Source organism: Vreelandella sp. 162(4c), from assembly GCF_058152265.1.
Map to the genome: position 1 here is coordinate 2,290,146 of NZ_CM176981.1, position 25,271 is coordinate 2,315,416.

23 protein-coding genes, 1 pseudogene, 2 CRISPR repeat arrays and 1 riboswitch (1 of these 27 only partly in view) are annotated in these 25,271 nt (G+C 56.5%); of the genes and pseudogenes, 13 read left to right on the forward strand and 11 right to left on the reverse strand.

Annotated elements, in window-relative coordinates:
• Positions 1-374: a CRISPR direct-repeat array (repeat unit 28 nt; unit sequence TTTCTGAGCTGCCTGCACGGCAGCGAAC); it begins 2,836 nt to the left of the window's first position.
• Positions 375-444: 70 nt separating this feature from the next.
• Positions 445-1,613: a CRISPR direct-repeat array (repeat unit 28 nt; unit sequence TTTCTGAGCTGCCTGCACGGCAGCGAAC).
• A 129-nt stretch (positions 1,614-1,742) separates the two neighbouring features.
• From cas6f to cas1f, 6 genes are all read right to left on the reverse strand, one after another.
• Positions 1,743-2,312 carry a type I-F CRISPR-associated endoribonuclease Cas6/Csy4 gene (gene cas6f, locus AC4EYZ_RS10460; protein ID WP_474192102.1) on the reverse strand — a complete coding sequence of 190 codons (570 nt, stop codon included), beginning with the start codon at positions 2,310-2,312 and terminating at the stop codon, positions 1,743-1,745.
• Between the two features lie 3 nt (positions 2,313-2,315).
• Positions 2,316-3,341, reverse strand: a complete 1,026-nt coding sequence (csy3, locus tag AC4EYZ_RS10465) for a type I-F CRISPR-associated protein Csy3 (RefSeq protein ID WP_474192101.1) — start codon at positions 3,339-3,341, stop codon at positions 2,316-2,318.
• A 19-nt stretch (positions 3,342-3,360) separates the two neighbouring features.
• Positions 3,361-4,368, reverse strand: coding sequence for a type I-F CRISPR-associated protein Csy2 (csy2, locus tag AC4EYZ_RS10470; RefSeq protein ID WP_474192100.1), 1,008 nt, complete (start codon positions 4,366-4,368; stop codon positions 3,361-3,363).
• Positions 4,365-5,726 carry a type I-F CRISPR-associated protein Csy1 gene (gene csy1, locus AC4EYZ_RS10475; protein ID WP_474192099.1) on the reverse strand — a complete coding sequence of 454 codons (1,362 nt, stop codon included), beginning with the start codon at positions 5,724-5,726 and terminating at the stop codon, positions 4,365-4,367. Before csy1 ends, csy2 begins: the two co-directional genes overlap by 4 nt.
• Before the next feature lie 401 nt (positions 5,727-6,127).
• Complete coding sequence (gene cas3f / locus AC4EYZ_RS10480) at positions 6,128-9,553, reverse strand: type I-F CRISPR-associated helicase Cas3f (RefSeq protein WP_474192098.1); 3,426 nt, start codon at positions 9,551-9,553, stop codon at positions 6,128-6,130.
• Positions 9,550-10,554 carry a type I-F CRISPR-associated endonuclease Cas1f gene (cas1f, locus tag AC4EYZ_RS10485; RefSeq protein ID WP_474192097.1) on the reverse strand — a complete coding sequence of 335 codons (1,005 nt, stop codon included), beginning with the start codon at positions 10,552-10,554 and terminating at the stop codon, positions 9,550-9,552. The genes cas3f and cas1f overlap by 4 nt, the downstream gene beginning before the upstream one ends.
• 128 nt (positions 10,555-10,682) lie before the next feature.
• Here cas1f and AC4EYZ_RS10490 point away from each other — a divergent pair, with 128 nt between their 5' ends.
• The 5 genes from AC4EYZ_RS10490 to AC4EYZ_RS10510 all read left to right on the forward strand — a co-directional run bounded on the left by AC4EYZ_RS10490 (position 10,683) and on the right by AC4EYZ_RS10510 (position 14,364).
• Entirely contained in the window at positions 10,683-11,354 is a 672-nt protein-coding gene (locus AC4EYZ_RS10490; protein WP_474192096.1) for a hypothetical protein, read from the forward strand.
• A gap of 155 nt (positions 11,355-11,509) precedes the next feature.
• Entirely contained in the window at positions 11,510-11,659 is a 150-nt protein-coding gene (locus AC4EYZ_RS10495) for a hypothetical protein (RefSeq protein WP_162836274.1), read from the forward strand.
• Complete coding sequence (locus AC4EYZ_RS10500; RefSeq protein WP_474192095.1) at positions 11,656-12,390, forward strand: metal ABC transporter ATP-binding protein; 735 nt, start codon at positions 11,656-11,658, stop codon at positions 12,388-12,390. Before AC4EYZ_RS10495 ends, AC4EYZ_RS10500 begins: the two co-directional genes overlap by 4 nt.
• Entirely contained in the window at positions 12,374-13,264 is an 891-nt protein-coding gene (locus AC4EYZ_RS10505; protein WP_490204258.1) for a metal ABC transporter permease, read from the forward strand. The genes AC4EYZ_RS10500 and AC4EYZ_RS10505 overlap by 17 nt, the downstream gene beginning before the upstream one ends.
• Positions 13,265-13,299: 35 nt before the next feature.
• Entirely contained in the window at positions 13,300-14,364 is a 1,065-nt protein-coding gene (locus AC4EYZ_RS10510) for a metal ABC transporter solute-binding protein, Zn/Mn family (protein WP_490204259.1), read from the forward strand.
• A gap of 23 nt (positions 14,365-14,387) precedes the next feature.
• Here AC4EYZ_RS10510 and AC4EYZ_RS10515 read toward each other — a convergent pair whose 3' ends face one another.
• The gene (locus tag AC4EYZ_RS10515; protein ID WP_474192736.1) at positions 14,388-15,260 is read right to left on the reverse strand and encodes a LysR family transcriptional regulator; all 873 of its coding nucleotides are present in this window, start codon (positions 15,258-15,260) and stop codon (positions 14,388-14,390) included.
• Positions 15,261-15,421: 161 nt separating this feature from the next.
• Between AC4EYZ_RS10515 and ampC the strand changes: the two are divergent.
• Together ampC and AC4EYZ_RS10525 are read left to right on the forward strand one after the other, a co-directional pair.
• Positions 15,422-16,584 (forward strand): annotated as a pseudogene (gene ampC, locus AC4EYZ_RS10520) (class C beta-lactamase).
• Between the two features lie 191 nt (positions 16,585-16,775).
• Entirely contained in the window at positions 16,776-17,441 is a 666-nt protein-coding gene (locus AC4EYZ_RS10525) for a cupin domain-containing protein (protein ID WP_022520852.1), read from the forward strand.
• Here the strand turns inward: AC4EYZ_RS10525 and AC4EYZ_RS10530 are convergent.
• Both AC4EYZ_RS10530 and gloA read right to left on the reverse strand, forming a co-directional pair.
• Positions 17,438-17,806, reverse strand: a complete 369-nt coding sequence (locus tag AC4EYZ_RS10530; protein ID WP_022520853.1) for a DUF6164 family protein — start codon at positions 17,804-17,806, stop codon at positions 17,438-17,440. The genes AC4EYZ_RS10525 and AC4EYZ_RS10530 overlap by 4 nt on opposite strands.
• A 9-nt stretch (positions 17,807-17,815) precedes the next feature.
• A complete protein-coding gene (gloA, locus tag AC4EYZ_RS10535) occupies positions 17,816-18,352 on the reverse strand; it encodes a lactoylglutathione lyase (protein ID WP_009288132.1) in 537 nt (178 codons plus the stop codon).
• A gap of 244 nt (positions 18,353-18,596) precedes the next feature.
• Between gloA and AC4EYZ_RS10540 the strand changes: the two genes are divergently transcribed.
• From AC4EYZ_RS10540 to AC4EYZ_RS10565, 6 genes are all read left to right on the forward strand, one after another.
• Entirely contained in the window at positions 18,597-18,941 is a 345-nt protein-coding gene (locus AC4EYZ_RS10540; protein ID WP_022520854.1) for a hypothetical protein, read from the forward strand.
• 54 nt (positions 18,942-18,995) lie between these two features.
• Positions 18,996-19,094: riboswitch (TPP riboswitch) on the forward strand.
• 23 nt (positions 19,095-19,117) lie between these two features.
• A complete protein-coding gene (gene thiM / locus AC4EYZ_RS10545; protein ID WP_474192735.1) occupies positions 19,118-19,927 on the forward strand; it encodes a hydroxyethylthiazole kinase in 810 nt (269 codons plus the stop codon).
• Positions 19,917-20,549, forward strand: coding sequence for a thiamine phosphate synthase (gene thiE, locus AC4EYZ_RS10550; RefSeq protein ID WP_490204260.1), 633 nt, complete (start codon positions 19,917-19,919; stop codon positions 20,547-20,549). The genes thiM and thiE overlap by 11 nt, the downstream gene beginning before the upstream one ends.
• A complete protein-coding gene (locus AC4EYZ_RS10555) occupies positions 20,546-21,466 on the forward strand; it encodes a LysR family transcriptional regulator (protein WP_144813881.1) in 921 nt (306 codons plus the stop codon). Before thiE ends, AC4EYZ_RS10555 begins: the two co-directional genes overlap by 4 nt.
• A 63-nt stretch (positions 21,467-21,529) precedes the next feature.
• The gene (locus AC4EYZ_RS10560; RefSeq protein WP_144813877.1) at positions 21,530-21,958 is read left to right on the forward strand and encodes a DoxX family protein; all 429 of its coding nucleotides are present in this window, start codon (positions 21,530-21,532) and stop codon (positions 21,956-21,958) included.
• Positions 21,959-22,067: 109 nt separating this feature from the next.
• Complete coding sequence (locus AC4EYZ_RS10565) at positions 22,068-22,805, forward strand: DODA-type extradiol aromatic ring-opening family dioxygenase (protein WP_022520859.1); 738 nt, start codon at positions 22,068-22,070, stop codon at positions 22,803-22,805.
• On the opposite strand, the gene trhP is transcribed toward AC4EYZ_RS10565, so the two are convergent.
• A complete protein-coding gene (gene trhP, locus AC4EYZ_RS10570; RefSeq protein ID WP_474192394.1) occupies positions 22,798-24,189 on the reverse strand; it encodes a prephenate-dependent tRNA uridine(34) hydroxylase TrhP in 1,392 nt (463 codons plus the stop codon). The genes AC4EYZ_RS10565 and trhP overlap by 8 nt on opposite strands.
• Before the next feature lie 140 nt (positions 24,190-24,329).
• Complete coding sequence (locus AC4EYZ_RS10575) at positions 24,330-25,205, reverse strand: DMT family transporter (protein ID WP_027958798.1); 876 nt, start codon at positions 25,203-25,205, stop codon at positions 24,330-24,332.
• Between the last annotated feature and the right edge of the window lie 66 nt (positions 25,206-25,271).

Below are 25,271 nucleotides of genomic sequence, written 5' to 3' on the forward strand. Positions count from 1 at the left end.
CACGGCAGCGAACGCCGACACACCCGAACTGCCCAAGCACTATGATTTCTGAGCTGCCTGCACGGCAGCGAACGCCCGCATCGCTTCCAGCTCTTCGGGGCTGGTTTTCTGAGCTGCCTGCACGGCAGCGAACGGTGATACTGGTATCTGCTGCGAGAATCGGCTTTTCTGAGCTGCCTGCACGGCAGCGAACAAGCAGTCGCGAATCCAGAGCTTGCAGAAACATTTCTGAGCTGCCTGCACGGCAGCGAACGGCAACACAACTTACATTTGAGGAGGCCTAATTTTCTGAGCTGCCTGCACGGCAGCGAACATCACTGCTCATTGGCGTGTCCGGGGCGGATTTTTCTGAGCTGCCTGCACGGCAGCGAACGTTGGCGACCCGGTCGCCTGCGGTTCGCTGGTTTTCTGAGCTGCCTCACGCATCAAGGCGCTAGCCGAGAATTTCTGAGCTGCCTGCACGGCAGCGAACTTACGTAGCACCCGTTTGGCACCTATCTCCGTTTTCTGAGCTGCCTGCACGGCAGCGAACGAGCTGTACGACCAGTACAAGCGACGGGCCTGTTTCTGAGCTGCCTGCACGGCAGCGAACGGTGAGCGAAGGGTTGGAGAGGCGTGGGATCATTTCTGAGCTGCCTGCACGGCAGCGAACAGCGCTGGGCTCCCAGTGGAACACCATGGCTATTTCTGAGCTGCCTGCACGGCAGCGAACGACTTAACTGGCTTATCCAACCTGCCTAGCAGTTTCTGAGCTGCCTGCACGGCAGCGAACCCTTTTCTTCGGGTTCGCTCTTATCCGCCTTTTTTCTGAGCTGCCTGCACGGCAGCGAACTGATTGGTACAACCGTCACGGCGCCCGGTTTGTTTCTGAGCTGCCTGCACGGCAGCGAACTAAGCAGGATTCTATTTCGAGTTTTTCGGACATTTCTGAGCTGCCTGCACGGCAGCGAACCAGTCATAAACGCATGGCGGATGTCGCAGTAGTTTCTGAGCTGCCTGCACGGCAGCGAACGCACCACAGGCGCTGGAGGCGGTTTTGGTCAATTTCTGAGCTGCCTGCACGGCAGCGAACACGGTCGCCTGATGCTTTCCCTAAGCGGTCGATTTCTGAGCTGCCTGCACGGCAGCGAACGTCAGCCAGGCGTAGCTTGATGCCGTCGAAGCTTTCTGAGCTGCCTGCACGGCAGCGAACCTCGCCGATAAGAAAAAGCCGCACCGCATCGATTTCTGAGCTGCCTGCACGGCAGCGAACGTGATCTGCTCTTTGACAACAGTGGTTTGCCCGTTTCTGAGCTGCCTGCACGGCAGCGAACCCGAGCATGGCCGACGTGCGGCGGCCACTGGTTTTCTGAGCTGCCTGCACGGCAGCGAACGGCTTGCTGCCGCGTGAGCGCACAGCCTTGGATTTCTGAGCTGCCTGCACGGCAGCGAACGCGACATGATGGACCGCCCGGAAGAAGAAGGCTTTCTGAGCTGCCTGCACGGCAGCGAACCCGAGCATGGCCGACGTGCGGCGGCCACTGGTTTTCTGAGCTGCCTGCACGGCAGCGAACGATCCAATTCGACTTCTTTTTCAGCAGCTCCATTTCTGAGCTGCCTGCACGGCAGCGAACTAGAGCATATCAAAATTAACATGCTGATTGTTAAAGAGCTTTAGCCAAAAAAAGCGGTATCACCCTTTTTCGAGCGATACCGCTAAGTGATTGATTATTGGTCGCCTATTTTCATGCTAGAAAAAAGGGTCAAAACCACGGCACTGTGGCGTCAGGGCTTAAGCCATAGTGATTAAACGAACCCGCCACCGGTTTTTCCTGAGGCTTGCCGTGTTCAATAAACAGACTAAAGCGCTGCTGGGTGGAGCGGCTGTTTATTTGCACGAAGGGTAGCTCAATGCGCCGCGCCGCTAGCTTGGCATAAATCTGCTGCGCTTCATCTTCCGAAATGTCATGCCGCTTGGCATAGCGTTTGGCACGGCTTGGGCTGCCCGTATTGAACTGCTTGCGCGCGACGTTGAAGTGCTGTGCATTAGCGGGCACGGCAAGCAGCTCGCTGACTTGGGTGTGATCGCGCATGCCGGTGAGCCAATCAGCGCCTATCAGTTGCTCTAGCCGTGCCTGGGTGCCATGCAAACGCAGGTGATCGCCTAACGTGCGAGCGCGGGCACCGTGTGTATGGGCTGGAAAGCTAACGCCTACATCCGTTGCCTGCAGGTCAAATAATGCTCGGTGCAACTTGTTATAAAGCGCCCCCATAAGCATAGATTCGGGAAAGTCTGGGTCGGGCCTTAGCCGAATATCAATATAGTGATCCATGGCTTACTCCACATCGCCGAAAACGCCGCCGCGAATTAGGGTTGCCATGACAAAGTGCTGCTGTTCCACCGGTGGTACTTGACCTTCCTTAGCCCATTTATCCAGCAGTGAATAGAAATCCACCTTTTGTTTAGGCTGGCGGTAAGCACTGCCCCGAGTGGTTACGGAGCCATAGGGCTCGACGGCAATAGGGCCAAGGTCACTGCCATCTTTCGACACCGGATACCAAGTATCAATGGTGCGCAAGGCATTGCCGAGCTTTTGGGAGTGGATACCAGCGATACCATTGACTTGATAGAGCGTCTTGCTCTTGTCGCCGCGACCACGATCCAGAATCAGCTCTTGCGAGGGGAATACTTCCTGACCGGCACCGACATGTGCAAATGCAACAATATCGAGCAATAGATAACGTTTACCTGCCAGTGCATCGGCGATCAGCTGTGCCAGTGCAGCGGTCTGCCCATCGTCATCGAAGTCACGCAACGAAAGGGATAGTGCGTCGAATATCCACTCCTGGGCAACATGACCACGTTCCATATGCCGTATGCGCACTTCAACCTGCTCAGCACCGACGCGGTTGCGCCACAAAAAGCGCCCGTTGGCTAGGTTGTGAGCATAGCGTCGTGCGAGTTCGCCAAAACCGTGTTCATTTACATAACCCTCTACGGTCTGCTGGAGCTTAGCCTGATAGTCGGCATTGTTACAGGCCGTGGGAGTCCCAGCACCGCTCAACACCCGCAGAGTGAAACGTGCCATCAACGTGTCAGCCTCATGAGGCAAGGTGGCAACATCGACGGTCTGCAGATTGGGATTCTGGATGCTGGCGTCCAGTTTGCCCGGATCCTGATCCTTCGTCTTGAGGCGGTTGGAGATGGTGCCACGCACGGATTTTTCGCGCACTTCGATCGACTGCCAAGCATTGAAATCACTTCGTTGCGCCCACTGGCCAGCGTAAAGCAGCGCATCAGAGGGATCGAGCTTACGCTCAAAAGCAAGTACAGTAGTTTTTAATGCATCGTTTTTAGCCATGATGAAATTCCTTGTCTAGTCAGTCGAGATCGAATTCGAAGTGATAGGGCTCTTCGTTATGAGCGGTTTGGCCATAGTCGTTGCGGCAACGATACAAATCATTCTCCGGCTGACTATCGGGGTACCAGAGGAACTGCTGAGGAGACTGGATACGGTGAGGGCTTATCCACTCACCTACGGAATAGAGGCTTTCAACAAAATGAAATGGAATGCTAGCGTCACGCGCATTGCTAACGCTGCCTGCCGGATGTAGCTCGCCAAGCGCACCGTAGCCAACTGGAATCGGCACGATCCAACCCTTCCCACGACGATCGTTAAGCCATTTGCCCTTACCCGCGTCCTCATCTACTTCGTAATGCCAGTTAATGCGCGACAAGGAAAGCCATGCATCTAGTGGGCTAGCTTCTGGGTCGTTCGTTTGTATTTCGGACAAGCGCTCTTTCAACCGGTCATCGCGAGATATCAAGGTAAAACCGGGCAGCAAATGCATGCGAGCCTTACGGAAAACGGCATCACGGTCGGCTTCTGTACCGGTCAAGTCGAGTACATAGGGTTGAAAGCGACGAAGCCAGGGTTGGGCCGGAGGTATCAGCGTACCGCCAGCAATGCGCATGCTAGCAAGCAACTCTGACACGGCCGCAGCATCACTTTCGCAAGCGTCCGGCTCCTTTTTCCAATGGTCACTTTCGACCGCCAGCACCAAGCTCAAGCTCAGATGGATGCGACCTTCCTCGACAATGCCGGGAGGCTTGCCATCCTTGCCTACTGGATTACGAGTCAAACGGAAAGCTTTTACGAATCCGCTCTCAGTAACGAGTTCTTGATAGTCATGGCAAACTACACCGACCGCCTTGAACTTGAGGTGCAGCCCCGACGAACGCACCTTACGCTCCAACGCCCACATCAAACCTAGGAATGCGGTCATCGAGGGAAAACCGTGGGTCAGTGGGCTGGAAACAGCGTTTGCGTTTTGTACCTGCAGGCGAGGCAGTACCAATAGGTGACTGAAGTTCGGGCAGGTGCTCATGCTTCACCTCCCAAGGGTGCACGCCGTTCCATAGGCACTGGCCAAGCGGTATCAATAATGGCCTGCTTAGCCCAATGCCAGTACTCGACTTCGCTTACTGCCGTAAGCCCGGCTTCGCGCAGCCGCTCATTGACCCAATTGGCAAAACGGCCAACGATCTCATCCGGCCAGTCGCCAAAGGTATAAGCTGCGTTGAATGCGCGATCTTCATCAGCCTGCTCGGGATCGCTGCTAAGGGGAAGTTCAATGCGCTCCGAGTCCAGCCACAGTTTTTCGCACAAGGGCAACTTGCAGTCTGGGTCTCGGGACCAGCCCGGTTCGAGACTAGCGCGGATGGATACGGCAAAAAGGGCTAACTGTTGCCCCAATGCCTGCTCAATGGCTTCCCGCTTCTCGACGATGTCCATATTACGTGGCTTGTCGGCAATGGATTTCAAAAAAGCTGCCAATTTGCGTAGTAGAAAAGGCACTCCCTCGAACCACGCGAACCGCTCTATAGATGATTCCAGATTGAGCAGCCTTGGTTTGCGCTCGTGCTGCCATTTGGGAGGAAGCGATGCCAGCAGATAGTTCACCCCACCACGTTCGCTGTTACGCATGCTTATGTTTTGAGGCTTTGTGCCGCCCAATTTGCGCGCAACCAGATCACGATAGTCGAGATATTTTCTATCGTGCGCCTCTCTCGTATAGAAAGCATGACGTGCCAGCTTGTTGGTTTCACCGAAGCGCGCGTCCTGAATATTGATATGAACGACATGCGCTATACTGCTGGAGAACATCGGTTGCAACAGGTGGAACTGGTTATCGTCCAGTGGCGTGTTGCCCACTAGCCAATAGATCTGTTTGGCACCCGCATGGGCTGCTGGAGACTGGCTTGTGCGAAGAATCTTCTTGAAATCCAAGGCTATTTGGGTGGCTTGTTCATGGTCGGCACTGAATGCCGCAAATAGGTCTGGATCATCATTCAAAAGCCAGTGAACCAAAGGTCGTTCTTCGACAAGAACCTCGGTGAGAAATTTGAACGTACCGAGTGCAGCTGCATCGCCACTTCCATCAAGAAAATCATCACTTATCAGATGACTCCCGATCTCTTCATGTTGTGCTAGATCACACCCTTGAATGAAGGGACTAGTGGCCTCCTTAATTTTCGCGTCAGGGTAGGTTGCCTTGAGAGGATGGGTCACAAGCTGGATAGCGCCTGCTCGTTTTGCAGCATCGACCAGCCAGGTCACATACTCATATTTTGCAACCACTTCAACATCATCTTCCCTGCCCTTAAGCTTGGCCTCGCGTCGCGCTTCAATAAAGGCGGCAATGGCCGAGCGGAACTGCTCGGAGCGTTTCGATTTTGTACTCATTGAGACTCCATTACATTCGACCCTGACGAGTCATGCATGTAGAATCTCTACGGCAGCAAGGCGCCGTAGAGGCGTTGATAAAAGGCTAAGACTTTTATTCGGCGTTTCTGGTCATGTGTTGGTAAAACATACTTCCTCCTTTGCTCTGCTTGCGTAGGGTAGGAGCCGGGCTCAATCGACTTGCTGTTACGCCCAGGGATCGTTGACGCGATACCCTGGGCTTTCTTAAGCTTGGCACCACCTCTACATCTTGTCAACGCCACTGTATGACCACTTGTTATCTATTGTATGATCTGCTTAAATCCAGATCGAGATGTCATGCTGTACAAGCAGCTCAGAAAACTGTATGACCCGCTGTAATCTGATCTGCCGCACAGGCAGCCTGGGGCCGAAAGGCCCCTTTACCGTTTTTTCCCAAAGCCCAGTTGAGGGTGATACCGCCACCCTTCATCGTTGACAGGCACTTCCACTGTTGCCATGCGTTTAGCGCAATCGCACAGTGGCAAATCGAGATAACTGGCTTGCTCAGCCAGCAGCTCCATCAAGTCAAACTCACCCCACGGATTAATACGCTCACCGAGTTTAAGCACCACCTCATGACGCTGGTTGCCTTCGACGAGCGGGTAGAGCTTCTGCCCTCGTCGAGCCTTGTCATCTTCGATGCGATGCAGCTTCAACGTCTCTTCTTCGTCATCCGGTAGGAAGGCCAACGTGGTGGTTTGGGAAGGGTCGTCACGAAAGGGCTGTTGCTGAGGAAGTACGCCTGTCAGGGCCGCGCTTGGGTATTTCCAAGTAGCGAAGGCTGCCTCCAGCTCCAAAGGGGGCGCTTCGGAGCCGGGCTTCCGGGCAGGTGGCAGCATACTGGTGGCCGTTCTAGCCTGTTCGAGATCGACCAAGCTGCGGTTAGACTGCCAAGCCACTGCTGGGCGAGGGGATACACGCGGCAACGCATTGATTGCCCCGTACTCCTCCTCCGTCAATAGTTCACTTAACCGATGGGTAGCCAACTGAAAACGGCGGGTGCTTTGTTGATTTCCCTGTTTTTCGAAACCTGGCCGGATATACGCCAAACCATCGCGAGAGCCTTTCTTGAAATGTTTTAAGTTGGTGTCGAAGATCAGCATATTGGGTTTATTGCCACACTTACCACGATGTCGCTGCACGCGCCCCGCCAACTGAATTAAAGAGCGCATTGATGAAGGCTCAGCAACGGCCCAATCTGCATCCCAATCCCGACCGACTTCACATACAGGACTCGCTATCACAATGAATAAATGATGTTTTTCGGGATAAACATCCAATGTATTGCGAATACTGGGCAACTCGTATATCGCTTGGCCTTCCTTGCCACGCCGATTGAAAGCGGTATCGAGTTGATATTCGATAGCCGAGCGCTGTACCAGTGGAAAGCGAGCATGGTAAACACACAGATGAATACGGGTATCATCGGGCGCACTGAGGGCGAACAGGGTTTGCGCAACATCGAACAACGGCTCGATGTTGGCCATACGTACTAAGCCAAAGCTGACTTGCTTACCACTAACGGGGTCAGTTTCATAGTGGTCGTGATGCAGCCGCAGACAAGCATCCCGCACCTGCCGAGCGAACTCTGCGTGTACCTTTTCGTCTGGAAGATTGGCGGCAATATTCAATGGAAGGATTGCGCCGCGCCGCAACGGACCACTTTTCTTTTCTGCATTTGTCAATTGTATGGCGCGTTTACCGATGAACCTATCGTGCTCATTAAGGAACTCACGGCCGTTGAAGCAAGAGGCCGTATGCACACCAAACTCATCGGCCCACAGGCAAGGCACTTCCACAGTTGCGTCGGTACGGCCGCCATCGCGGCCTCGGTTCCTTTGGTATTGTTGACGTCCGGTTCGATAGGCCTGATACATGCCCGTCACCAGCGAAGGTGGCAGAGTCGCAGAAGAAAGCACTACCCGGGAGCCCAGCATGCCAGCCCAGTGCACCAATCTAGTGAGTGCTGGTAGGTCGTTGAGGTCGTAGTCATCTAACTCGTCCAGAATCAGATCGCTACTCATCAGACGCAACATGGGTGCAATCTGTCGACCGGCACGCAACGATTCGGTAGCGGGTACCATGTGGTCCACGGTACAGACCAACATCGGAGCAGACAGTAGTTTACGGATGTGGCTATCGCGCATTGCACGCGACAGCATTGGATGATCAGCTACAACGCCCTCATAGAGAACATAGCTGTCTTCCTCTATCAGGTTCTGCACCGATGCCGAGCCATTCGCTTCCGCCTGCTCCTCGTAAAACTCGAACAAACTACGACTGGCTGAACCACCAACCTGAACAGCTAATTCGTCATCACCGAGATGAAGATCTGTATGATAACTACGACCTGTTTGAAGAGTTAGGGTACGCAGACCGAGAGCATAGGTAGCACGCATGCCTTGCTGAGGGTCAGCCAATGCGTAAAGGATGCGAGCATTGGCGAGAGTCTTGCCACAACCAGTGGAAGCCATGTTGACGATGAAGGCGCCATGTTCACGTGCCAACTCGCGTAATGCCGTAGCGGCATCAGCAGCTTTGTCCTGCCATTTGAAGCGGTCAATCTTGCTGCGCTTACGCAGGCCGCGGTGGTTGGCCAGTCTTGGTAAGTAGCGCTCGAAACCAGGCAGAGCCTTGGCCATCAAACCTGCCGTGTGCGTCACGCCAAGCAAGTGCTCGCTCAACGATTGATTCAGTACGGTAAAGTCATTCTGGTTTCGTGCAGTGTTGGCCATCAACGATGTCTCGGAATTCAAGAACCGCTTACGCTCCTCAACAGGCTTATCGTTTTTGTCAAAGCCCAGCCCTGAATAATAGTGATCAGCCAGCATGACGCTGAGCCGGGCCAGATGCATAACATATGAGTTACCAAGCCACTCATCATTGCGCCGCTGCTTCAATGCCAAAAGATGTTTGGCTAACCGCGCGGCCATCTCCTGCCATCTTGTTCCATTTAGCGGTAGCGGGCCGGCGAAGCGCCAGTAATGTTCCACCTGGGCACGTTCAGCAGGTTGTCGGGTTTCATTCCAATCGTGAGAAACCAGTGAAAGAGGCTCTTCCAACCAAAGCGGGTTGTAACTGAGCGAGCGCTTTCCAAGCCACTCTTGAGCCCCATCATCACTATAGACTGGTACTACCGGCAACCTGTGGTGGCTAACAATCAACCAAGCAACGGCGGCAGCCAGCGGAGGCAGGCCACGGAAAGGATACTTGTTTTCAGCATCTAGCCCATCGCATTGATAACGTCCAGGAGCGATCCATTCCCTCTCATCGAAACCTTTTCGATCTGCTAGCCGCTGCAACCAACCTTTGTCGTCGTCACTACCGACGAAGGCTACAAACAAGCGTAGCGAGACCCATTCATGGCGGTATAGATTGCGTCCTTCGAGCTTTCCTACCAAGCGTTTTTGGAAGGCCTCACTCGCCTTGCCCAAGTCATGCAGTAACGCAGCCAACTGTGCTAGCAGACGAATATCCTCGGCTGTATGCCAATCGTTTTCATCCTCGGCACGCAGGATATTACGCCGCGTGGTATTAGTAGGGGTGGCACCGCGCATATTAAACCGCGACGCATCCCCCACCACCCACATCAATTCGCTATGGTCGTGGCCACGAATCCAATGGCAGGCAACGGCGGTGTTCTTACGCGCTTTCTTACGCAGCAATTTGCGCAGCGTATCCAACCCGGCCTGGGTGATGGGTGTTTGCCAAGTGCGATCGCCCCGGCGTTCGGCAAACTGGTCGAGGATGCGACGCGTCTCTTTCAGGGCGTTTTTGTTGCACTGGGAAATCAGCAGCACGTTCATGCTTCGCCACTCCCCAGCGCTTGGGCGACGTCCTTGAGGGTATCAATCATAAAATCGAGGGATTCGGTGCGGGTTAAGCGCTCGATGCAGGCTTGGCGAAACTCCTGCTCTTCATCGCCGCGCATGGCGGATATAAACGCTTGGGGCAGAATCACTGCGTCTTTGACCAAGTCCGCCACGTCGAAGACTAGCCCGCCCCGGCGGGTTTTACCGTGGAGCACCGCAAGCCCATGGGGTATTCCCAACACCCAAGTGGCGGTCGCCGCCAGACCATAGGCAAGATAGTTGCCGTGATCGAGAAAGCGGTTGGCAGGGTCGGTGCCGGTACCGCGCTTGGCGCGGGTGAAGCCACCGTAATCAACGGCATTCACCGCCAGTTTGAACAGCGTTTTGGTTAAACGTGCTTCTAGGGTCAGCAGGTCGATGGTGCTGGGTGCCTTGCTGATCGCTTCGCGGTGGTGGTTGAGCGCGCTATGCAGGTGATCGGTGGAAATACTAAAGCCTGCGTCTTTCATCACGCGGCTGGTCCACAGCGCTTCGATACGGGCAAGTCGCGCCTGCTGAAACGCCCGGGCGGCATCCAGGCGCTTTACATCATCGAACCAAAAGCGCACCCAGTATTGCAGGTACTCCGTGGGCCGGTATTCGCTTTGCGGGGTCAGCCAGGCGACATCCACATCAACCTCATTGGCAGCAAATAACGGCGTACCGCCCCCACCACAAAACCCCACCAGCACCCCAGCTTTCGCCAATTCGCGCATAGCCGCTTGGGTAATCGAGGTGCCAGTACCCAACAGTATCGAGGTGGTGTTGGCAATGGGAATATTCCAGTATCGGGATTTACTGCCCTCATCGGTGACATACTCCACTCGGCCACCGTTCACCAACACCCGACAATGCTGCAGGTAATAGAGGTTGGCACGCTTGGAATGAAGAATGGTTTTTAGGTCACTGGGCGAAAAGTCATCCATGCGGTGCTCCTGATTATCGTCTTCCCCCATCTAACCATCCTTCACCCCGCAGCACCATTGACCTTAGTCATACTTCGCCACCCCTGAATCCCCCCACGTCTCATTTGTTTTGCGTGCTACGCTTAGCGCGACTGCTCCCCCTATATAGGCACTTCACCATGCATGCTTTTCGTCTTTTTGCCGCGCTGGTTACCACCTTGGTGATCACTCTGCCTGTCTCTTTACACGTCCAGGCTCAAACCGAGGGACAGTGGAGTGAGTACGATGATGTGTTTGAGGACGGCGCACGCCACGCTAATATTTGGCAGTGGGGTTGGACGGGCATTTACGCCACCAGCCTGGCGGTAAACGCTTACCAATCCAGCGAGGCGAGCGATCCGGATGACCGCTTTGATGCACGGGTGGGTGTGGTGAAATCAGCGCTGGCCTTGGGTGGTATGCTGACCGACCGCCAGCCGCACCCCGAGGCACTGGCCGAATATGAGCGTTTGAAAGCCAGTGGCGATTTAAGCGGCGTACAGGCGCTAGGCTTGCAGCTCGCCCAGGCAGAGCGTGAGCGGCGCGGCTGGGGTGCCCAGATAAGTTCGCTAGTGGTGAATGGCGTGGCGGGTGCAGTGATTGCCGCCGATGGCAGAAAAAGTGATGGTGCTATCAACTTTGCTACCGGCATGCTGGTCAATGAGCTACAAATTTGGACACAGCCGAATCAGGCGTCTTCTGCGATTAATCGCTTCCAACCCGCCAATCTCTCGCTGGGGCCGATCACTATCCCCGGTGAATACGCGCTGCATGTAGCGCCGCAGCAGTTGGGTGCTACCTGGCGCTATTGATACACCCTACGGTTATTCCTTTAAAGCGCTGGCGACGGTTTTCCGCTAGCGCTTTATCGTTGCTAGCGCGGCGTGAACGAGTAAAATACTCAGCAATTTTTTGGCTTTGCCAAACGTTATGTTATAACCTATTTGAAATTATACGAGGCCGCTTGATGAGTGAGCATACGCACCGCCATAACAAGGAGGGCCCTTGTCACTTCTCCTTGATGTCGCTATCGGCTGTTAAACGGCTGCTGTTTGTTGCCGTGCCGCTATTGGCGTTGTGGGGCTTGGTGGTTTGGGCTAGCGGGTGGTTAGGATGAATCAGCGCTCTTTGTCACGCTTACAGCTGCACAACCTGCACTTGGCCCAGGCACGCCGCACGGTGCTGGAACATATCGAGGGCGACTTTAAGCCGGGTGCGATTACCGCGCTGATCGGCGCTAACGGCGCCGGTAAAAGCACGCTGATTCAGGCCATTATGGGTGAACTTCGGCCTATTAGCGGCGAGGTGGTCTGCACCGTCGCGAAAGAGCGCCGGGCGTGGCTGCCACAGCAGTTGGCGCTGGATCTCACCTTCCCGATGAGCGTGGAAGAGTTAGTCATGACCGGCAGTTGGCCCAGCCACGGCGCGTTAACCGGCTACTGTGCGGGGCACTACCGTAAAGGCCGCGAGATTATGGCGCGGCTGGGTATTTCGCACTTGGCCCACCGCCCGCTGGGCGAACTTTCCGGAGGCCAGCGCCAGCGTGCACTGATTGGCCGTACGCTGATGCAGGAAGCCGAGCTACTGCTGCTCGATGAGCCATTTGCCAACGTGGATAGCGAAACCGTGGATATTTTGATCCGCATCCTGCGCCAAATGGCGGACGACGGCGCGACGATCATTGTCGTGCTGCACGATATGGATCACCTGCGCCGCCTGGCCGATGAAGTACTGATGCTAAACGGCGGCCATGGCCGTTGGGTGGCGCCCAGTGCGCTGACGCATCAACACGCACCCGCTCAGGTAGTGCCGTTTACCATGGGAGGACGCCATGCTGGATCTGCTTAATGCGTGGTTTGTCAGCCCGTTCGATTACGGCTTTATGCGCCGCGCGGTGGTGGGTGGTTTGGCGCTTTCGTTGGCTGCACCGCCGCTGGGAGTGTTTTTGGTGCTGCGCGGCATGAGCCTGATTGGCGATGCCATGGCCCACGCGATTCTGCCCGGCGTCGCGCTGGGGTTCCTGCTGGCAGGTTTTTCGCTGCCGATTATGAGTATTGGCGGGGTGTTGTTTGGGTTAATGGTGGCGCTGCTGGCGGGGGCGGTCTCGAAAATGGGCGGCCAGCGCGAAGATGCCGCCATGGCGAGCTTTTTTATTATCTCGCTGGCCGCAGGCGTGATGCTGATTTCGCTGGGCGGTAGCAGCGTTGACCTTACCCATGTGCTGTTCGGCTCGATTCTGGCGATCAACTCCACCGCGCTGTTGCTAATCGCGGGTATCAGTACGCTGATTGTGCTGACCCTGGCAGTGGTGTTTCGCGCCCTGGTAGTGGAGTGTTTGGACCCGCTGTTTTTACGTGGCCAAAGCCGCCGCAGCGGTTGGGTACACAGCGTTTTCCTGGGCCTGCTGGTGCTGAACCTAACCGCCGGCTTTCAAACCCTGGGTACGCTAATGGCGGTGGGACTGATGATGCTGCCCGCCACCTCGGCGCGCTTTTGGAGCAAACGCCTGGAGGGCTTGATCGGCATCGCGATTGTGCTGGCCATGGTAGCGAGCACCGGTGGCCTGCTGTTCTCTTTTCATCTGGATATCCCCTCTGGCCCGAGCATTATTCTGCTGGCGGGGTTCGGTTATCTCTTTTCGGCCCTGTTTGGTCGCTACCACAGCTTGGCAGCCAAGCTGCGGCGTAAAACAACGCCGCTTGAAGTGGAGCAAGGGGCTTAATTATCAGTCTTCATGCTTATCGTAAGGAGTGTTGTATGTCGCTTGCCTATTTATCATCTCGGCCTTCGCGCTGGTTAGTCGGTGTTTCCGCGCTGCTGGCTCTGCCTGCTGCCATGGCTAATGAGCGCGTGCAGGTGGTGACCAGTTTCTCTATCCTGGCGGATATGGTCGAAAACGTAGGCGGCGAGCATGTCGAGGTGACCCCGCTGGTGGCTGCCGATGGCGATGCCCACGTTTACTCCCCCAGCCCCGGCGATGCACGCTCCCTGGCCAATGCCGATTTAGTCGTTTTCAACGGCCTGCTGTTTGAGGGCTGGATGGAGCGCCTGATTAGCGCCAGCGACTACAACGGGCCGATGGTCACCGCGACCGATGGTATTGAACCGCTCTCTTTCGCTGCACATGAAGAGCACGGCCATGATGATCATGACGAGCACGACCATGGGCACGACGACCATGACCACGAAGAGCATGCCGATGAGCACGCGGGGCATGACCATGGCAATCGAGACCCTCACGCTTGGCAGGATATGCATCAAGCCGAGGTGTATATCGCCAATATCCGCGATGGCTTAATCGCCGCCGACGCCGATAACGCTGATGCCTACCGCACCAATGCGGAGCAGTATTTACAGGAAATGGCCGAAGTAGACGACGAGATTCGTGCGCTGATTGACGAGATCCCGGCCTCCACCAGCGTGATTACCGGCCACGACTCCTTTGGCTACTTCTCAAGCGCCTACGGGGTGACCTTCCTCTCTCCGGTAGGGCTTTCCACGGAAGCCGACCCCAGTGGCGCCAGCATGGCGGCGCTAGTGGATGTGATTGAGCAGGAGAACGTGAAGGCGCTGTTCCACGAGAACATGACCAACCAATCGATCATCACCCAGCTCGCCGAAGAGACCGGCCTGCCCATTGCGGGCACCCTCTACGCCGATGCGCTGGCAGCAGAGGGTGAAGCGAGCACTTATCTGGGTATGATGCGCCACAATGCCCATGTGCTGCACGACGCGTTGGCCCAACCGGGTCATAACGACCACGACCACGACCACGACCACGACCACGACCACGACCACGATGATCATGGTCACAGCCACTAAGCAGTTAACGTCAATAGTGCTGCTCAGGCATTAATGGCCGTGAGCAGCCATTCCCGGAAGGACGCCATGGCGTGGGTTTCGGGGCGTGTCTGCAGGCGAGTCAGCCAGTAACCGCCCAGACTGACAACGGTGTCGAAAGGCTGTACCAGTGCGCCGCTGTTTAGTTGGCGGGGAAACATCAGCGGTGGCGCCAGCGCCACGCCTGCCCCTTGTAGGGCTGCTTCCACCATGGCGATGGAAGAGTCAAACACAATGCTGTTGGTCATCGGAAAGCTGCGTGGTAGCCCTGCCGCCAATAGCCACTCTGTCCATTCATCGGCGCGATAAGAGCGCAGCCAGGTTTCCCCCAGCACATCGGCTGGGGTGTTAAGCCGCGCGGCGATATCGGGTATGCACATTACCGAGAGGGACGCCGGTAGTAGCGGCTGCGCCGCGGTGCCATGCCAGGCCCCTGTGCCAAAGCGGATCGCAAAATCCAGCCCTTCGCCGGCAATATCCGCGCGGTTGTTATGGGTGGAGAGCCGTAAATCGACGTAAGGGTACTGGCGCTGAAAATCTCCCAGCCTCGGCAGCAACCAGCCGACGGCAAAAGTCCCCACCACGCCGACGTTTAATACCTCCCGATAGCTGCTCTCGCCCACCCGCTCCAGCGTGTGGGCTATCTGGTCGAATGAACTCTTCAATACCGGCAGCAGCAGCTCGCCCTCCTGGGTAAGCATTAGCCCCCTGGGCAAACGCTTGAACAGCGGCACCTTCAACAGCGTTTCGAGCAGCTTTACCTGGTGGCTTACCGCCGCCTGGGTCACATGAAGCTCTTCTGCCGCGCGAGTAAAGCTTAAATGCCTGGCCGACGCCTCAAACGCGCGCAGCGCCTTCAACGGCAAGTAGGGACGCACCAACTTGACCCCCAAATTTTTCTAATGGCTTATGCAAAATATCGCTGTTTGTGAATTGCCGCAGCGCGCCGTAAGTTAACCCCTGTCACAGGCTTTGCGTCTGGAAATAACTCTCCGCCCTCTCTTGGTATTAATCACAACAGGATTTTGGTATGCGTAAGATGTTAGCAGCAAACTGCGGCCTTATCATGACAGGTTCGCTTCTACTCAACGGCACTGCATGGGCTTCCGGCACGCCTGAAAGCGCCGATATTGAGGCCCTGGTGAACGATACTATCGCGCCTTTGATGGCCAGCACCGTATCCCCGGCATGGCGATTGCGCTGAGCATTAACGGCCAGCAGCACTACTTTAATTATGGCCTCGCTAATCAAGAAGCGGGGATTCCGGTCACTGATGAGACGCTGTTCGAACTCGGCTCTATCAGCAAGATTTTCACGGCTGCACTCACTGGCTATGCCCAGGCTAGCGGCGCCCTCTCGCTTTCCGACCCGGCCAGCCACTACCTGACTGAACTTGAAGGCAGCGCCTTCGATGAGATCACGCTGCTGGAACTGGGCACTTACACGGCGGGCGAGCTGCCGCTACAGTTCCCTGAGTCGGTCCAAAGTGAAGAGACGATGATCGACTACTACCGCCAGTGGCAGCCTGAATCCGCCCCTGGCAGCCATCGGCTCTACTCCAACCCGAGCCTGGGCCTGTTCGGTTATCTCGCCGCACAAAGCCTTGGTCAGCCCTTCGAGATGGCGATGGAGGAGGCGCTGTTTCCCCCGTTAGGGCTTGAGCATAGCTACTTTCAGGTGCCTGAAGCGCAGCAGGCGAACTATGCCTACGGTTACTCTAAAGAGGATGAACCCATTCGGGTGAACCCAGGCATGCTGGATGCCCAAGCCTACGGATTGAAATCGACTGCCGCAGACGTACTAACGCTGGTGGAAGCCAATATGAGTGGTGCTGAGCTTAATGAGCCACTAAGCCAAGCCTTGGCCGCTACGCGCACGGGGTACTTTGAGGTCGGCGATATGACCCAAGGACTGGGGTGGGAAAGCTATGCCTACCCGGTGGCGCTCGATCAGTTACTGGCAGGCAACTCGCTTGAGATGATTTTGCAGCCCAACCCTGCCAACCGCTTAACCCCACCGCTAGCCCCCAGGCAGGAAGCGCTCTATAACAAAACCGGCGCTACCAACGGCTTTGGCGGCTACGTGGCTTTTGTACCCAGCGAGCAAATCGGCATTGTGCTGCTGGCTAACCGCAACTACCCCAATCAGGCGCGCATCGAAGCTGCACATCATATTCTTACCAAACTGACTGAAGCGCCCTAAGCAAGCAGCCAGACAACCTGATGCCGCCTTCGTGAACTGCACCCCAATCGTTGGATATTCGTCCAATGGTTGGGGTGTTTTTTATGGCGATATAACGAAGATCAAACAACCGAAAGTTGCATTTTTTGCTGTCGATAAGGAGACTAGCACCCTCCCCCGTCACTTACCTTCACTGCGAAGAGCCCTTTCCCATGCGTCTAAACGCCGATTTTAGCCACTTTGCCTGTGTTACCCCGGAAGAGTATCAGTGGGTCGATTCCCCCAGCGCGGGGGTAGAGCGCATGATGTTTGACCGGATTGGTGATGAAGTTGCTCGCGCTACCAGCCTTGTGCGCTACGCCCCCAATACAAAGTTTGAGCGGCATACCCACGGCGGCGGCGAAGAGATTCTGGTATTGGAAGGCGTGTTCGCCGATGAGCATGGGCGCTACGCGGCGGGCAGCTACTTAAGAAACCCCATTGGCACCGGCCATACCCCGCAAATTGGCGAGGAAGGCGCGCTGATATTTGTCAAACTGCACCAGTTTGACCCCAACGACACGCTACAGTTGGCAGTGCCAGCGCATCGGCTGCCCTGGCAGCCTGATCGACGCCCGCGCATTGCCTATAAAATGCTGCACACCTACAAGCAGGAGCGCACCAGCCTGGAGCGCTGGTCGGCGGGCACCTCCATTACCTACCCCACGCTGCTGGGCGGGCTGGAGTTTTTGATTCTGGAAGGCACACTGAGCGATAGCGAACAGAGTTACACGGCAGGCACCTGGTGCCGCTACCCCAGCGGTTCTGCTCCGGCACTTACCGCCGGTGATGATGGCGTCATGATGTACCTCAAACGCGGCCATCTGCCAGCCGCTTAGCTTCGCGACATACCCAGGAACGGCAGCAGCGTAAGGGCGGCAATAAGCCCCACTGCTAGCAGTACTAACACGACCTGCACCGGGTGAGCGGCCAAACGACGCCACAGCGTCTCCGCGTCACCCCGCTCAACCGCCGCCTGATGCTCGCGTTGGGCGCGCTCAAGGCGCTCCGCCTGGTAGGCCTCTAACGCCGCGATGGCAGCGTCGTGCTGATGTGGATTGCGCAGCCAAATCGCGTCAACGCCCAGGCGGAAAAAGCCCGCCTGGGTTTCATAGGTATCAAAGCCATGGGCAGCGAGCAGGTCACGCACCTCCATGGCCTCTTCGTCGGTCACATGGCGCAGCCGGAACAGTAGTTCAGCCATTGGCGTGCCTCAAGAGTCGCTCTTCCCCACCATCAGGTCTGCCTGAATCACTTCGATCCAGTAGCCATCCGGGTCTTTAACGAAGATAACATCTTTCATCTTACCCTGATCGGAGCGTTTGACGAAGGTGACGTCATGCTCGTCGAACCACGCCTGGGCCGCTGCCAAATCCGGTACGTTGAAGCAGATATGCCCAAAGCCCTGGGGTTCGGCATTGCCATCGTGATAGGCGAAATCTTCCTGGTCTTCAGTCCCCCAGTTGTGGGTCAGCTCCAGCAGCCCTTTCTGGCTAAACGTCCAGGCGGTACGCGCTTGTGCATCGTCCGGAACGCTGTCGCTGGGTTCCAGGTTGGCCAGGAAGTAGAGCGAGAACTGCATCTCTTCGAAATCCAGCCGCCGCATCACCTGCATACCAAACACTTTTGAGTAGAACGCCAATGCCTGCTCAGGGTCTTTCACCCGCAGCATGGTGTGGTTTAAACGAAACCCTTGAGTTTGGGGCGGCGTAGCCACGACGCCGGGATGCTGCTCGCCTTGAAAACTCATTTTGCTCTCCTATCGCTGATGTTGATCATTGAATCCATTGAGCTTCACGTACCGCTTACCATGGGGGCTTTATGACCATAATAACAGCCCTTACAAGCACGTAGGCAGTGTCGTATCGAGGTGCCGATAAGCGCACTGGCAATACTAAACAAAAACCCTACACTTATTCTTCATAAGCTTTACAAAAAGCAGTTCCCGCAACATGAGTGATGCCCCACCTTTGAGGCGTCCACAGGAGTTTTCCATGAGTGCGATCGATATGACGCTGGGTGACCACCTGACGCTAAAACAGCTTTCCAATGCGCTTCACAACGGTTTTTCGCCGATTGTTGAAGTCGAGTCGATGGATGGAATCTACAAAGTGCGTTTTCACCATGCTAACGGCGTGTCTGAGCTGAGCGATAACAAGGGCCACGTCAGTACTTTTCTGGGCACGGGCGAAATCCGCGATACCCTGGGCCAACTGGGCTTGACCCACGGCGTGCTAACCTTCGCCGACCAGTGTGGTGACGAGATGATTGGGGTCGAGGGTAAAGCGATGACACCTGATGAAATGCTTACCTACGGTACGCGTATTTCGTTTCGTTAGATTGCTATCGTCCGCATCCGGGGCTTTACAGGGCTACTTCAGGCAAGGATAGTAATCCCTCGACAGGGGCGCCCTCCGTTACGGTTGGGCTGAGAAGCACCCTTTGAACCTGAACCGGATAACACCGGCGTAGGGAGTCGTGGTAACGCTTACCACCTCCCTGCCGGGAGGATGCTATGACCCTACGCCCGCTTGGCGATTACCTTGAGACGCTGCGCTCATTGACACCGCTGGTTCACTGCATGACCAACTATGTGGCCATGAACAGCACTGCCAACCTGCTGTTAGCCACCGGCGCGTCGCTCGCCATGCTGCATGCGCCTGAAGAAGTGGCTGAATTCACGGCTATCTCCGCGGGGCTTTCGATTAATATCGGCACGATCTCTGCCCACTGGGCTGACGCTATGCTCACCGCCACAGCGACTGCCGATCAGCATGCCATTCCCTGGGTATTAGATCCCGTGGCCGTTGGCGCCACGCGCTATCGCCAAACGTTGTGCGCAAAGCTGCTAGCCGCTAAACCCAGCGTAATTCGTGGCAATGCGTCTGAAATTCTTGCCCTTAACGGTTTAGCCAGCCAAGGCCGCGGCGTGGACGCCACAGCCGCCACCGACCAAGCCGTGGACGCCGCGATAGCATTAGCGCAGCAGCACAGCTGTATTGTCGCGATGACCGGTGAAAGCGACTGGGTGACGGACGGCACACAGCACTACCGCATTAACGGTGGCCACTCTTTGATGCCCCGCGTAACAACGCTTGGCTGTGGGCTGAGCGCGCTAGTGGCAGGCTTTGTGGCTGCCAACCGCGATGCCCCACTGGGTGCAACGGTAGCCACACTGGCCTGCTTTGCGGTCACAGGGGAGCGTGCGGGAAGCCACGCCAACGGGCCTGGTAGTTTTCAAGTGGCGCTACTGGATGCGCTGTATCAACTCACCCCTGACGACCTCACTACTTATGCCCAACTGGAGGCAATCCATGCCGCTTGATCTATCGCTCTACTTGGTCACCGATGCCACGCTCTGCCGAGAGCATGGTTTGGAACAAACGGTTGAGGCAGCGGTAAAAGGCGGAGTCACCACCGTGCAGTTGCGTGACAAGCATGCCAGCGATGAACAGATGATTGCCCAAGCCAAACGGTTAAAAGCGCTTCTGGCAGGCACCGGAGTCCCGCTGATCATTAACGATCGTTTGCAGGTGGCACTAGAAAGCCAGGCAGATGGCCTGCATGTCGGTCAGAGCGACGCTGCCGTTCAGCAAGCGCGTCGGGTACTAGGTGAGCAAGCGATTATCGGCCTGTCGATCAATACTATCGCCCAGCTGCAAGTCTCTCCGTTTGAGCTACTCGATTATGTCGGGATTGGCCCCGTGTTTGCCACCGAGAGCAAACAGGATCACGCCCAGCCCATCGGCTTTGGTGGTTTAGCGGCGCTGGTCAAGGCGTGCCCACTGCCCAGCGTGGCCATTGGTGGGCTGAAAGCGGATCATGCGATTAGCGTACAGCGCGCGGGAGCGAACGGTTTAGCGGTGATATCGGCCATTTGTGGCCAACCCGACCCCTACCAGGCAGCACGGACATTTCAGGTTTTCCAAGCTGTTTCGGCGTCATGAACCAGTTAGAGCACATCGTCGCTTTTGTGCGGGTAGCCGAGCTGGGTAGCTATACCCGGGCTGCCGAAGCGCTGGATATTTCGCGCACCCGCGTATCCCGCCAGGTCATGGCGCTGGAAGAGACACTGGGTGCGCGACTGATACAACGCACTACGCGACGGCTGCATCTCACGGAAGCCGGGGAGCGCTATTTAGCCCGCGCCCAAGGGGTGCTGCAAGCGCTCGATGAAGCCGCCGCCGAAGTAGGCCAAGGCACCAGCGACGTGCGTGGACGGCTACGCGTGAATGGGCCAATGAGTTTTGGCACCCGCTACCTGGCGCCTCTCGTTGCCCAATTTATGCAGGCCCATCCAGCGCTTGAAGTGCGATTGGACCTGAACGACCGCCGCGTTGATCTGTTGGAAGAGGGGTATGATGTCGCCATTCGTATCGGCAGCTTGCCTGATTCAAGTTTAGTGGCACGCCGCCTAACCCGTTGCCGCCTGCTGTTTTGCGCATCACCTGAATACCTTGCCATCCACGGTGAACCCCGCAGCGTTAAGGCCCTTGCCGACCACCACTGCCTACGCTATCGCAGCGGCCAGCACAGCGCTGACTGGCAGATTGCCACACAGTCATTGACGGTCAGTGGCCCGCTGGAAAGCAATAACGGCGATGTACTCACCCACGCCGCAGAAGCAGGCTTAGGCATCGCTCAGCAGCCCAGCTTTCTGGTCACGGAGAGTATCGCCAGCGGGCGTTTAGTGCCCATTTTGACCCATGAGCCAACGGTGCGGCTCGATGTTCACGCGCTCTACCCCGCCCGGCGCTACCTGCCTGCCAAGGTGGAGCGCTTTATTGACCTGCTCACCGAGGCGTGGGGCGATCCACCGGTTTGGGAGCACAACATCGGATTGTCGCCAATTACGCAACAGTGATGTGCATAACACGCTGATTATCTCACCTTAGCCCGGCTGTAAAGTAGCGTCATCAATCACCCGATGGAAGCTACTCTTATGACAACCCTTACTCACTCCACTCCTTCTCTACAGCCCCATGCCATCTCGCTACTGCGTATTGCACTAGGAGTAATGGCCCTCGCTCACGGTTTGCTCAAGGTATTTGTGTTTACCCTGCCGGGCACCGTCGGCTATTTTGAATCACTGGGTTTACCTGGATTTCTGGCCTACTTGACCATTGCTGCCGAAGTCGGCGGCGGCATCGCCTTGCTGCTTGGCGTATATACCCGCTGGGTGAGCCTGGCGCTGGTGCCAGTGCTGCTTGGCGCTGCGTGGGTGCATCTTGGCAACGGCTGGATGTTTTCAAATGCCGGCGGCGGTTGGGAATTCCCGGTGTTCTGGGCGCTGGCGTTAATCGTGCAAGCGGGCCTGGGCAGCGGCCCCTGGGTGTTAAGCCGCCGCTTCGCCTAACACCTAACACCTAACACCTAACACCTAACACCTAACACCTAACACCCAATCCTATCGCCAGCGCTTGCCTCACCGCCAGCGCTGGCAATGCTGCTGAGGAGACTCACCCATGTTACCTAGCCTGTTTATTTCCCATGGTTCGCCCATGCTGGCCCTCAATAAAACCCCGGCTCATGCCTTTCTACGTGAACTGGGCAGGCAGCTTGCGCCCAAGGCGGTGGTAGTGGTCTCAGCGCACTGGGAGAGCCTGGCGCTCAAGGTCAGCATCAGCGCCAAGCCAGAAACCATTCACGACTTTGGCGGCTTCCCACAGGCGCTTTTCGAGTGCCAGTATCCTGCCCCGGGTGAGCCGGAACTGGCTGAACGGCTGGCCGTGTTACTGGGCGCAGAGCGGGTAGAGCGCGGCCTGGATCACGGCGCCTGGGTGCCCCTTTCACTGATGTTTCCTGACGCCAATGTGCCGGTTGTCTCGCTGTCGCTTCCGGTGCGCTGGAGCAATGCGGAGCTGGCCACGCTGGGCGAGCGCCTATCGGCTCTGCGGGAAGAGGGGATTTTGGTGATCGGCTCGGGCAGCCTGACCCATAACCTGTATGAAATCATGCCCCAGGAGAGCCCTGTGCCCGCCTGGGTTGATGAATTTGCCACTTGGGTAAGCGAGCGCCTTATCGCCAATGATCGTGAAGCGCTGCTTAGCTGGGAGCGCGCACCCTATGCGCAGGAGAACCACCCGACCCCTGAACACTTTCAGCCATTGCTGGTGGCCATGGGGGCAGGAGGCGACGCAAAACAGCTGCACCACAGCGTAGAGCACGGTGTGCTTGCGATGGACGTTTATGCGTTTAGCTGATCGCTACCCCTAACGATTCAGGTTGTGCTGCTCTGGAAGGCTTGAGATCACGCATTAACAGCGCAAACTCAAGCTGTTCAGGGGTAATGCTGACCTTGGGAACGGGGATTCGCACGCGATGCCCAGAACCAGGTGCTGCGCTCTGCGCTTCACCTCGCAAGTTCTCGATATGCTCAAGCACGAAGCGGTGATTACCACCTGGCAGCATCAGCTCCATGCCATCCCCCACTTCAAAGCGATTTTTAACCTCGACTTCCAACCTGCCACGAGCCGGATCGAAACCCAACACTTCACCGACGAACTGTTGGTGAACGCCGATCGAGTTCCCCTGCTCATAGCTTTGGAACTCACCGTGCACATGGCGTTGATAGAAACCTTCGGTGTACCCTCTATTCGCCAGGTTCTCAAGTTCATCCATTAGCCGTTTGTTAAAGGGGCGCCCAGCGACGGCGTCATCAATGGCTTGTCGATAAACTTGCGCTGTACGCGCGACGTAGTAATGGGACTTGGTGCGTCCTTCAATCTTTAGTGACGCCACGCCCATTTGCGTCAGTCGAGCCACGTGCTGCACCGCGCGCAGATCCTTGGAGTTCATGATGTAGGTGCCGTGTTCATCTTCATGCACAGGCATCAGCTTGCCAGGGCGGGAAACGTCTTCAATCAGCGCCGAAAGCTCGTCTGGGCTGCCGGCCGCAGCGCTACCACTTCCTTGGGCGGCTATTAAGTCGCCCGTGTCATCGTGGGTTGCCGCTATGGTGTTGTATTTCCAGCGACACGCGTTGGTGCAGGTGCCTTGATTAGGGTCGCGATGATTGAAATAACCCGACAGCAGGCAACGCCCTGAATAGGCGATACACAGTGCGCCGTGAACAAAGGTTTCGATCTCTAAGCCTGGGCACTGTTCGCGTATTTCGCCGATCTCTTCCAGTGATAGCTCCCTAGACAAAATGATGCGGCTGATACCCTGCCGCTGCCAGAATTGGGCGGCAGCCCAGTTGACGACGTTCGATTGCACTGAGAGGTGGATAGGTTGATCCGGCCAGCGGTCACGAACCATCATAATCAAACCGGGATCCGACATAATCAGCGCATCGGGCCCTGCCTCGATCACCGGCGCCATATCCTGAAGGTAGGTTTTCAGTTTGCTGTTGTGAGGGGCAATGTTGGAGGCAACGTAAAACTGCTTGCCTCGGGCATGGGCATACTCGATACCACGATGTAAGTTATCAATTTTAAAATCGTTGTTGCGCACTCTGAGAGAATAGCGTGGCTGCCCTGCGTAGACCGCATCGGCCCCATAGGCAAAGGCGTAACGCATGTTCTTGAAGGTGCCCGCAGGGGAAAGTAGTTCGGGAGCTTGCTTCAGTCGTTCGGGGGCTTGCATAGACAGTCACCGTGATCAGGACGATGGCTCGCAGCGGACTGCGATGAAAGGCCAGGATTATAACCAGCCCAAATCCGCCGTTTTGGCAAGCTCACCGCTTCCGTGACCTAGATCAAAAAGTGGCGGTAGAGTGACGTCAGTTAAGCGGTAGGACGACGTTTAAGGGTTGTCCTACGGTCGTGATACGCCACCGCTAACCCGCTGCCCATTATCAAGGCGCTGCCTACCCAGACCCAGAGATCCGGCATTTCACCCCAGAACCACCAGCCCAGCAGTACCGCCCAGAGCATAGCGGTGTAATCAAACGGCGCGGCGATGGCCGCAGGAGCAAACCGAAAGGCCAAGGTGATGAAAGCGGTGGCCGCAACGCCCAATACTCCCGAGGCGAAAAAGCCTACCCAGTGCCACGGCTGGGGTGTCTGCCACACCCAGGGCAGCGTTAGCGCGGTCACCACCAGCGGCACACAGGTCATGTAAAACAGCATTGCCCAGAGGTGTTCGCGGGCGCCGTAGCGCCGGGCGGTAATCATCATCAGCGCATAGAATAGCGCCGCCCCCACCAATACCAGCGCGCCCATCTGAAACGCATCGCCGTTGGGCCGCACCACGATCAGCACCCCCGCAAACCCCACCAAGGATGCGATCAGCACCGGTGGATCAATGCGCTCACCCAACAATGGCACCGAAAGCAGGGTCACAAATAGCGGCGCCACAAAGGCAATCGCCGTGGCCTCCGCCAGGGGGAGCAGCGTTAGCCCCCATACGAAACAGACCATGGTGGCGGTATAAATCAATCCGCGCAGCAAATGGACGCCCGGCCGTTTCGTACGCAGCTTACGTAACCCACCGGCAAAATGGGCAAGCAGCGCAATCAGCGGTAGCGATACCAAGGCACGGAAGAAAATAATCTGCAGTGGCGAGTGCACTTCACCTAACCACTTGGAAACAGCGTCGCCTAGGGCGAGGAAAAGAACGCCCAAACACATGCAGAGTATGCCTTTCAGCGAGGTTGTCACCGCGATCTCCCTGTTCACTGGTCAATACAAAGTGCCAAAAAAGAAAAACCCCGCCAATTAGCCATT

Coding starts and splice junctions, on each gene's coding strand:
- cas6f (WP_474192102.1), bottom strand. CDS start 2,312: ATGGATCACTATATTGATATTCGGCTAAGGCCCGACCCAGACTTTCCC.
- csy3 (WP_474192101.1), bottom strand. CDS start 3,341: ATGGCTAAAAACGATGCATTAAAAACTACTGTACTTGCTTTTGAGCGT.
- csy2 (WP_474192100.1), bottom strand. CDS start 4,368: ATGAGCACCTGCCCGAACTTCAGTCACCTATTGGTACTGCCTCGCCTG.
- csy1 (WP_474192099.1), bottom strand. CDS start 5,726: ATGAGTACAAAATCGAAACGCTCCGAGCAGTTCCGCTCGGCCATTGCC.
- cas3f (WP_474192098.1), bottom strand. CDS start 9,553: ATGAACGTGCTGCTGATTTCCCAGTGCAACAAAAACGCCCTGAAAGAG.
- cas1f (WP_474192097.1), bottom strand. CDS start 10,554: ATGGGGGAAGACGATAATCAGGAGCACCGCATGGATGACTTTTCGCCC.
- AC4EYZ_RS10490 (WP_474192096.1), top strand. CDS start 10,683: ATGCATGCTTTTCGTCTTTTTGCCGCGCTGGTTACCACCTTGGTGATC.
- AC4EYZ_RS10495 (WP_162836274.1), top strand. CDS start 11,510: ATGAGTGAGCATACGCACCGCCATAACAAGGAGGGCCCTTGTCACTTC.
- AC4EYZ_RS10500 (WP_474192095.1), top strand. CDS start 11,656: ATGAATCAGCGCTCTTTGTCACGCTTACAGCTGCACAACCTGCACTTG.
- AC4EYZ_RS10505 (WP_490204258.1), top strand. CDS start 12,374: ATGCTGGATCTGCTTAATGCGTGGTTTGTCAGCCCGTTCGATTACGGC.
- AC4EYZ_RS10510 (WP_490204259.1), top strand. CDS start 13,300: ATGTCGCTTGCCTATTTATCATCTCGGCCTTCGCGCTGGTTAGTCGGT.
- AC4EYZ_RS10525 (WP_022520852.1), top strand. CDS start 16,776: ATGCGTCTAAACGCCGATTTTAGCCACTTTGCCTGTGTTACCCCGGAA.
- AC4EYZ_RS10530 (WP_022520853.1), bottom strand. CDS start 17,806: ATGGCTGAACTACTGTTCCGGCTGCGCCATGTGACCGACGAAGAGGCC.
- gloA (WP_009288132.1), bottom strand. CDS start 18,352: ATGAGTTTTCAAGGCGAGCAGCATCCCGGCGTCGTGGCTACGCCGCCC.
- AC4EYZ_RS10540 (WP_022520854.1), top strand. CDS start 18,597: ATGAGTGCGATCGATATGACGCTGGGTGACCACCTGACGCTAAAACAG.
- thiM (WP_474192735.1), top strand. CDS start 19,118: ATGACCCTACGCCCGCTTGGCGATTACCTTGAGACGCTGCGCTCATTG.
- thiE (WP_490204260.1), top strand. CDS start 19,917: ATGCCGCTTGATCTATCGCTCTACTTGGTCACCGATGCCACGCTCTGC.
- AC4EYZ_RS10555 (WP_144813881.1), top strand. CDS start 20,546: ATGAACCAGTTAGAGCACATCGTCGCTTTTGTGCGGGTAGCCGAGCTG.
- AC4EYZ_RS10560 (WP_144813877.1), top strand. CDS start 21,530: ATGGAAGCTACTCTTATGACAACCCTTACTCACTCCACTCCTTCTCTA.
- AC4EYZ_RS10565 (WP_022520859.1), top strand. CDS start 22,068: ATGTTACCTAGCCTGTTTATTTCCCATGGTTCGCCCATGCTGGCCCTC.
- trhP (WP_474192394.1), bottom strand. CDS start 24,189: ATGCAAGCCCCCGAACGACTGAAGCAAGCTCCCGAACTACTTTCCCCT.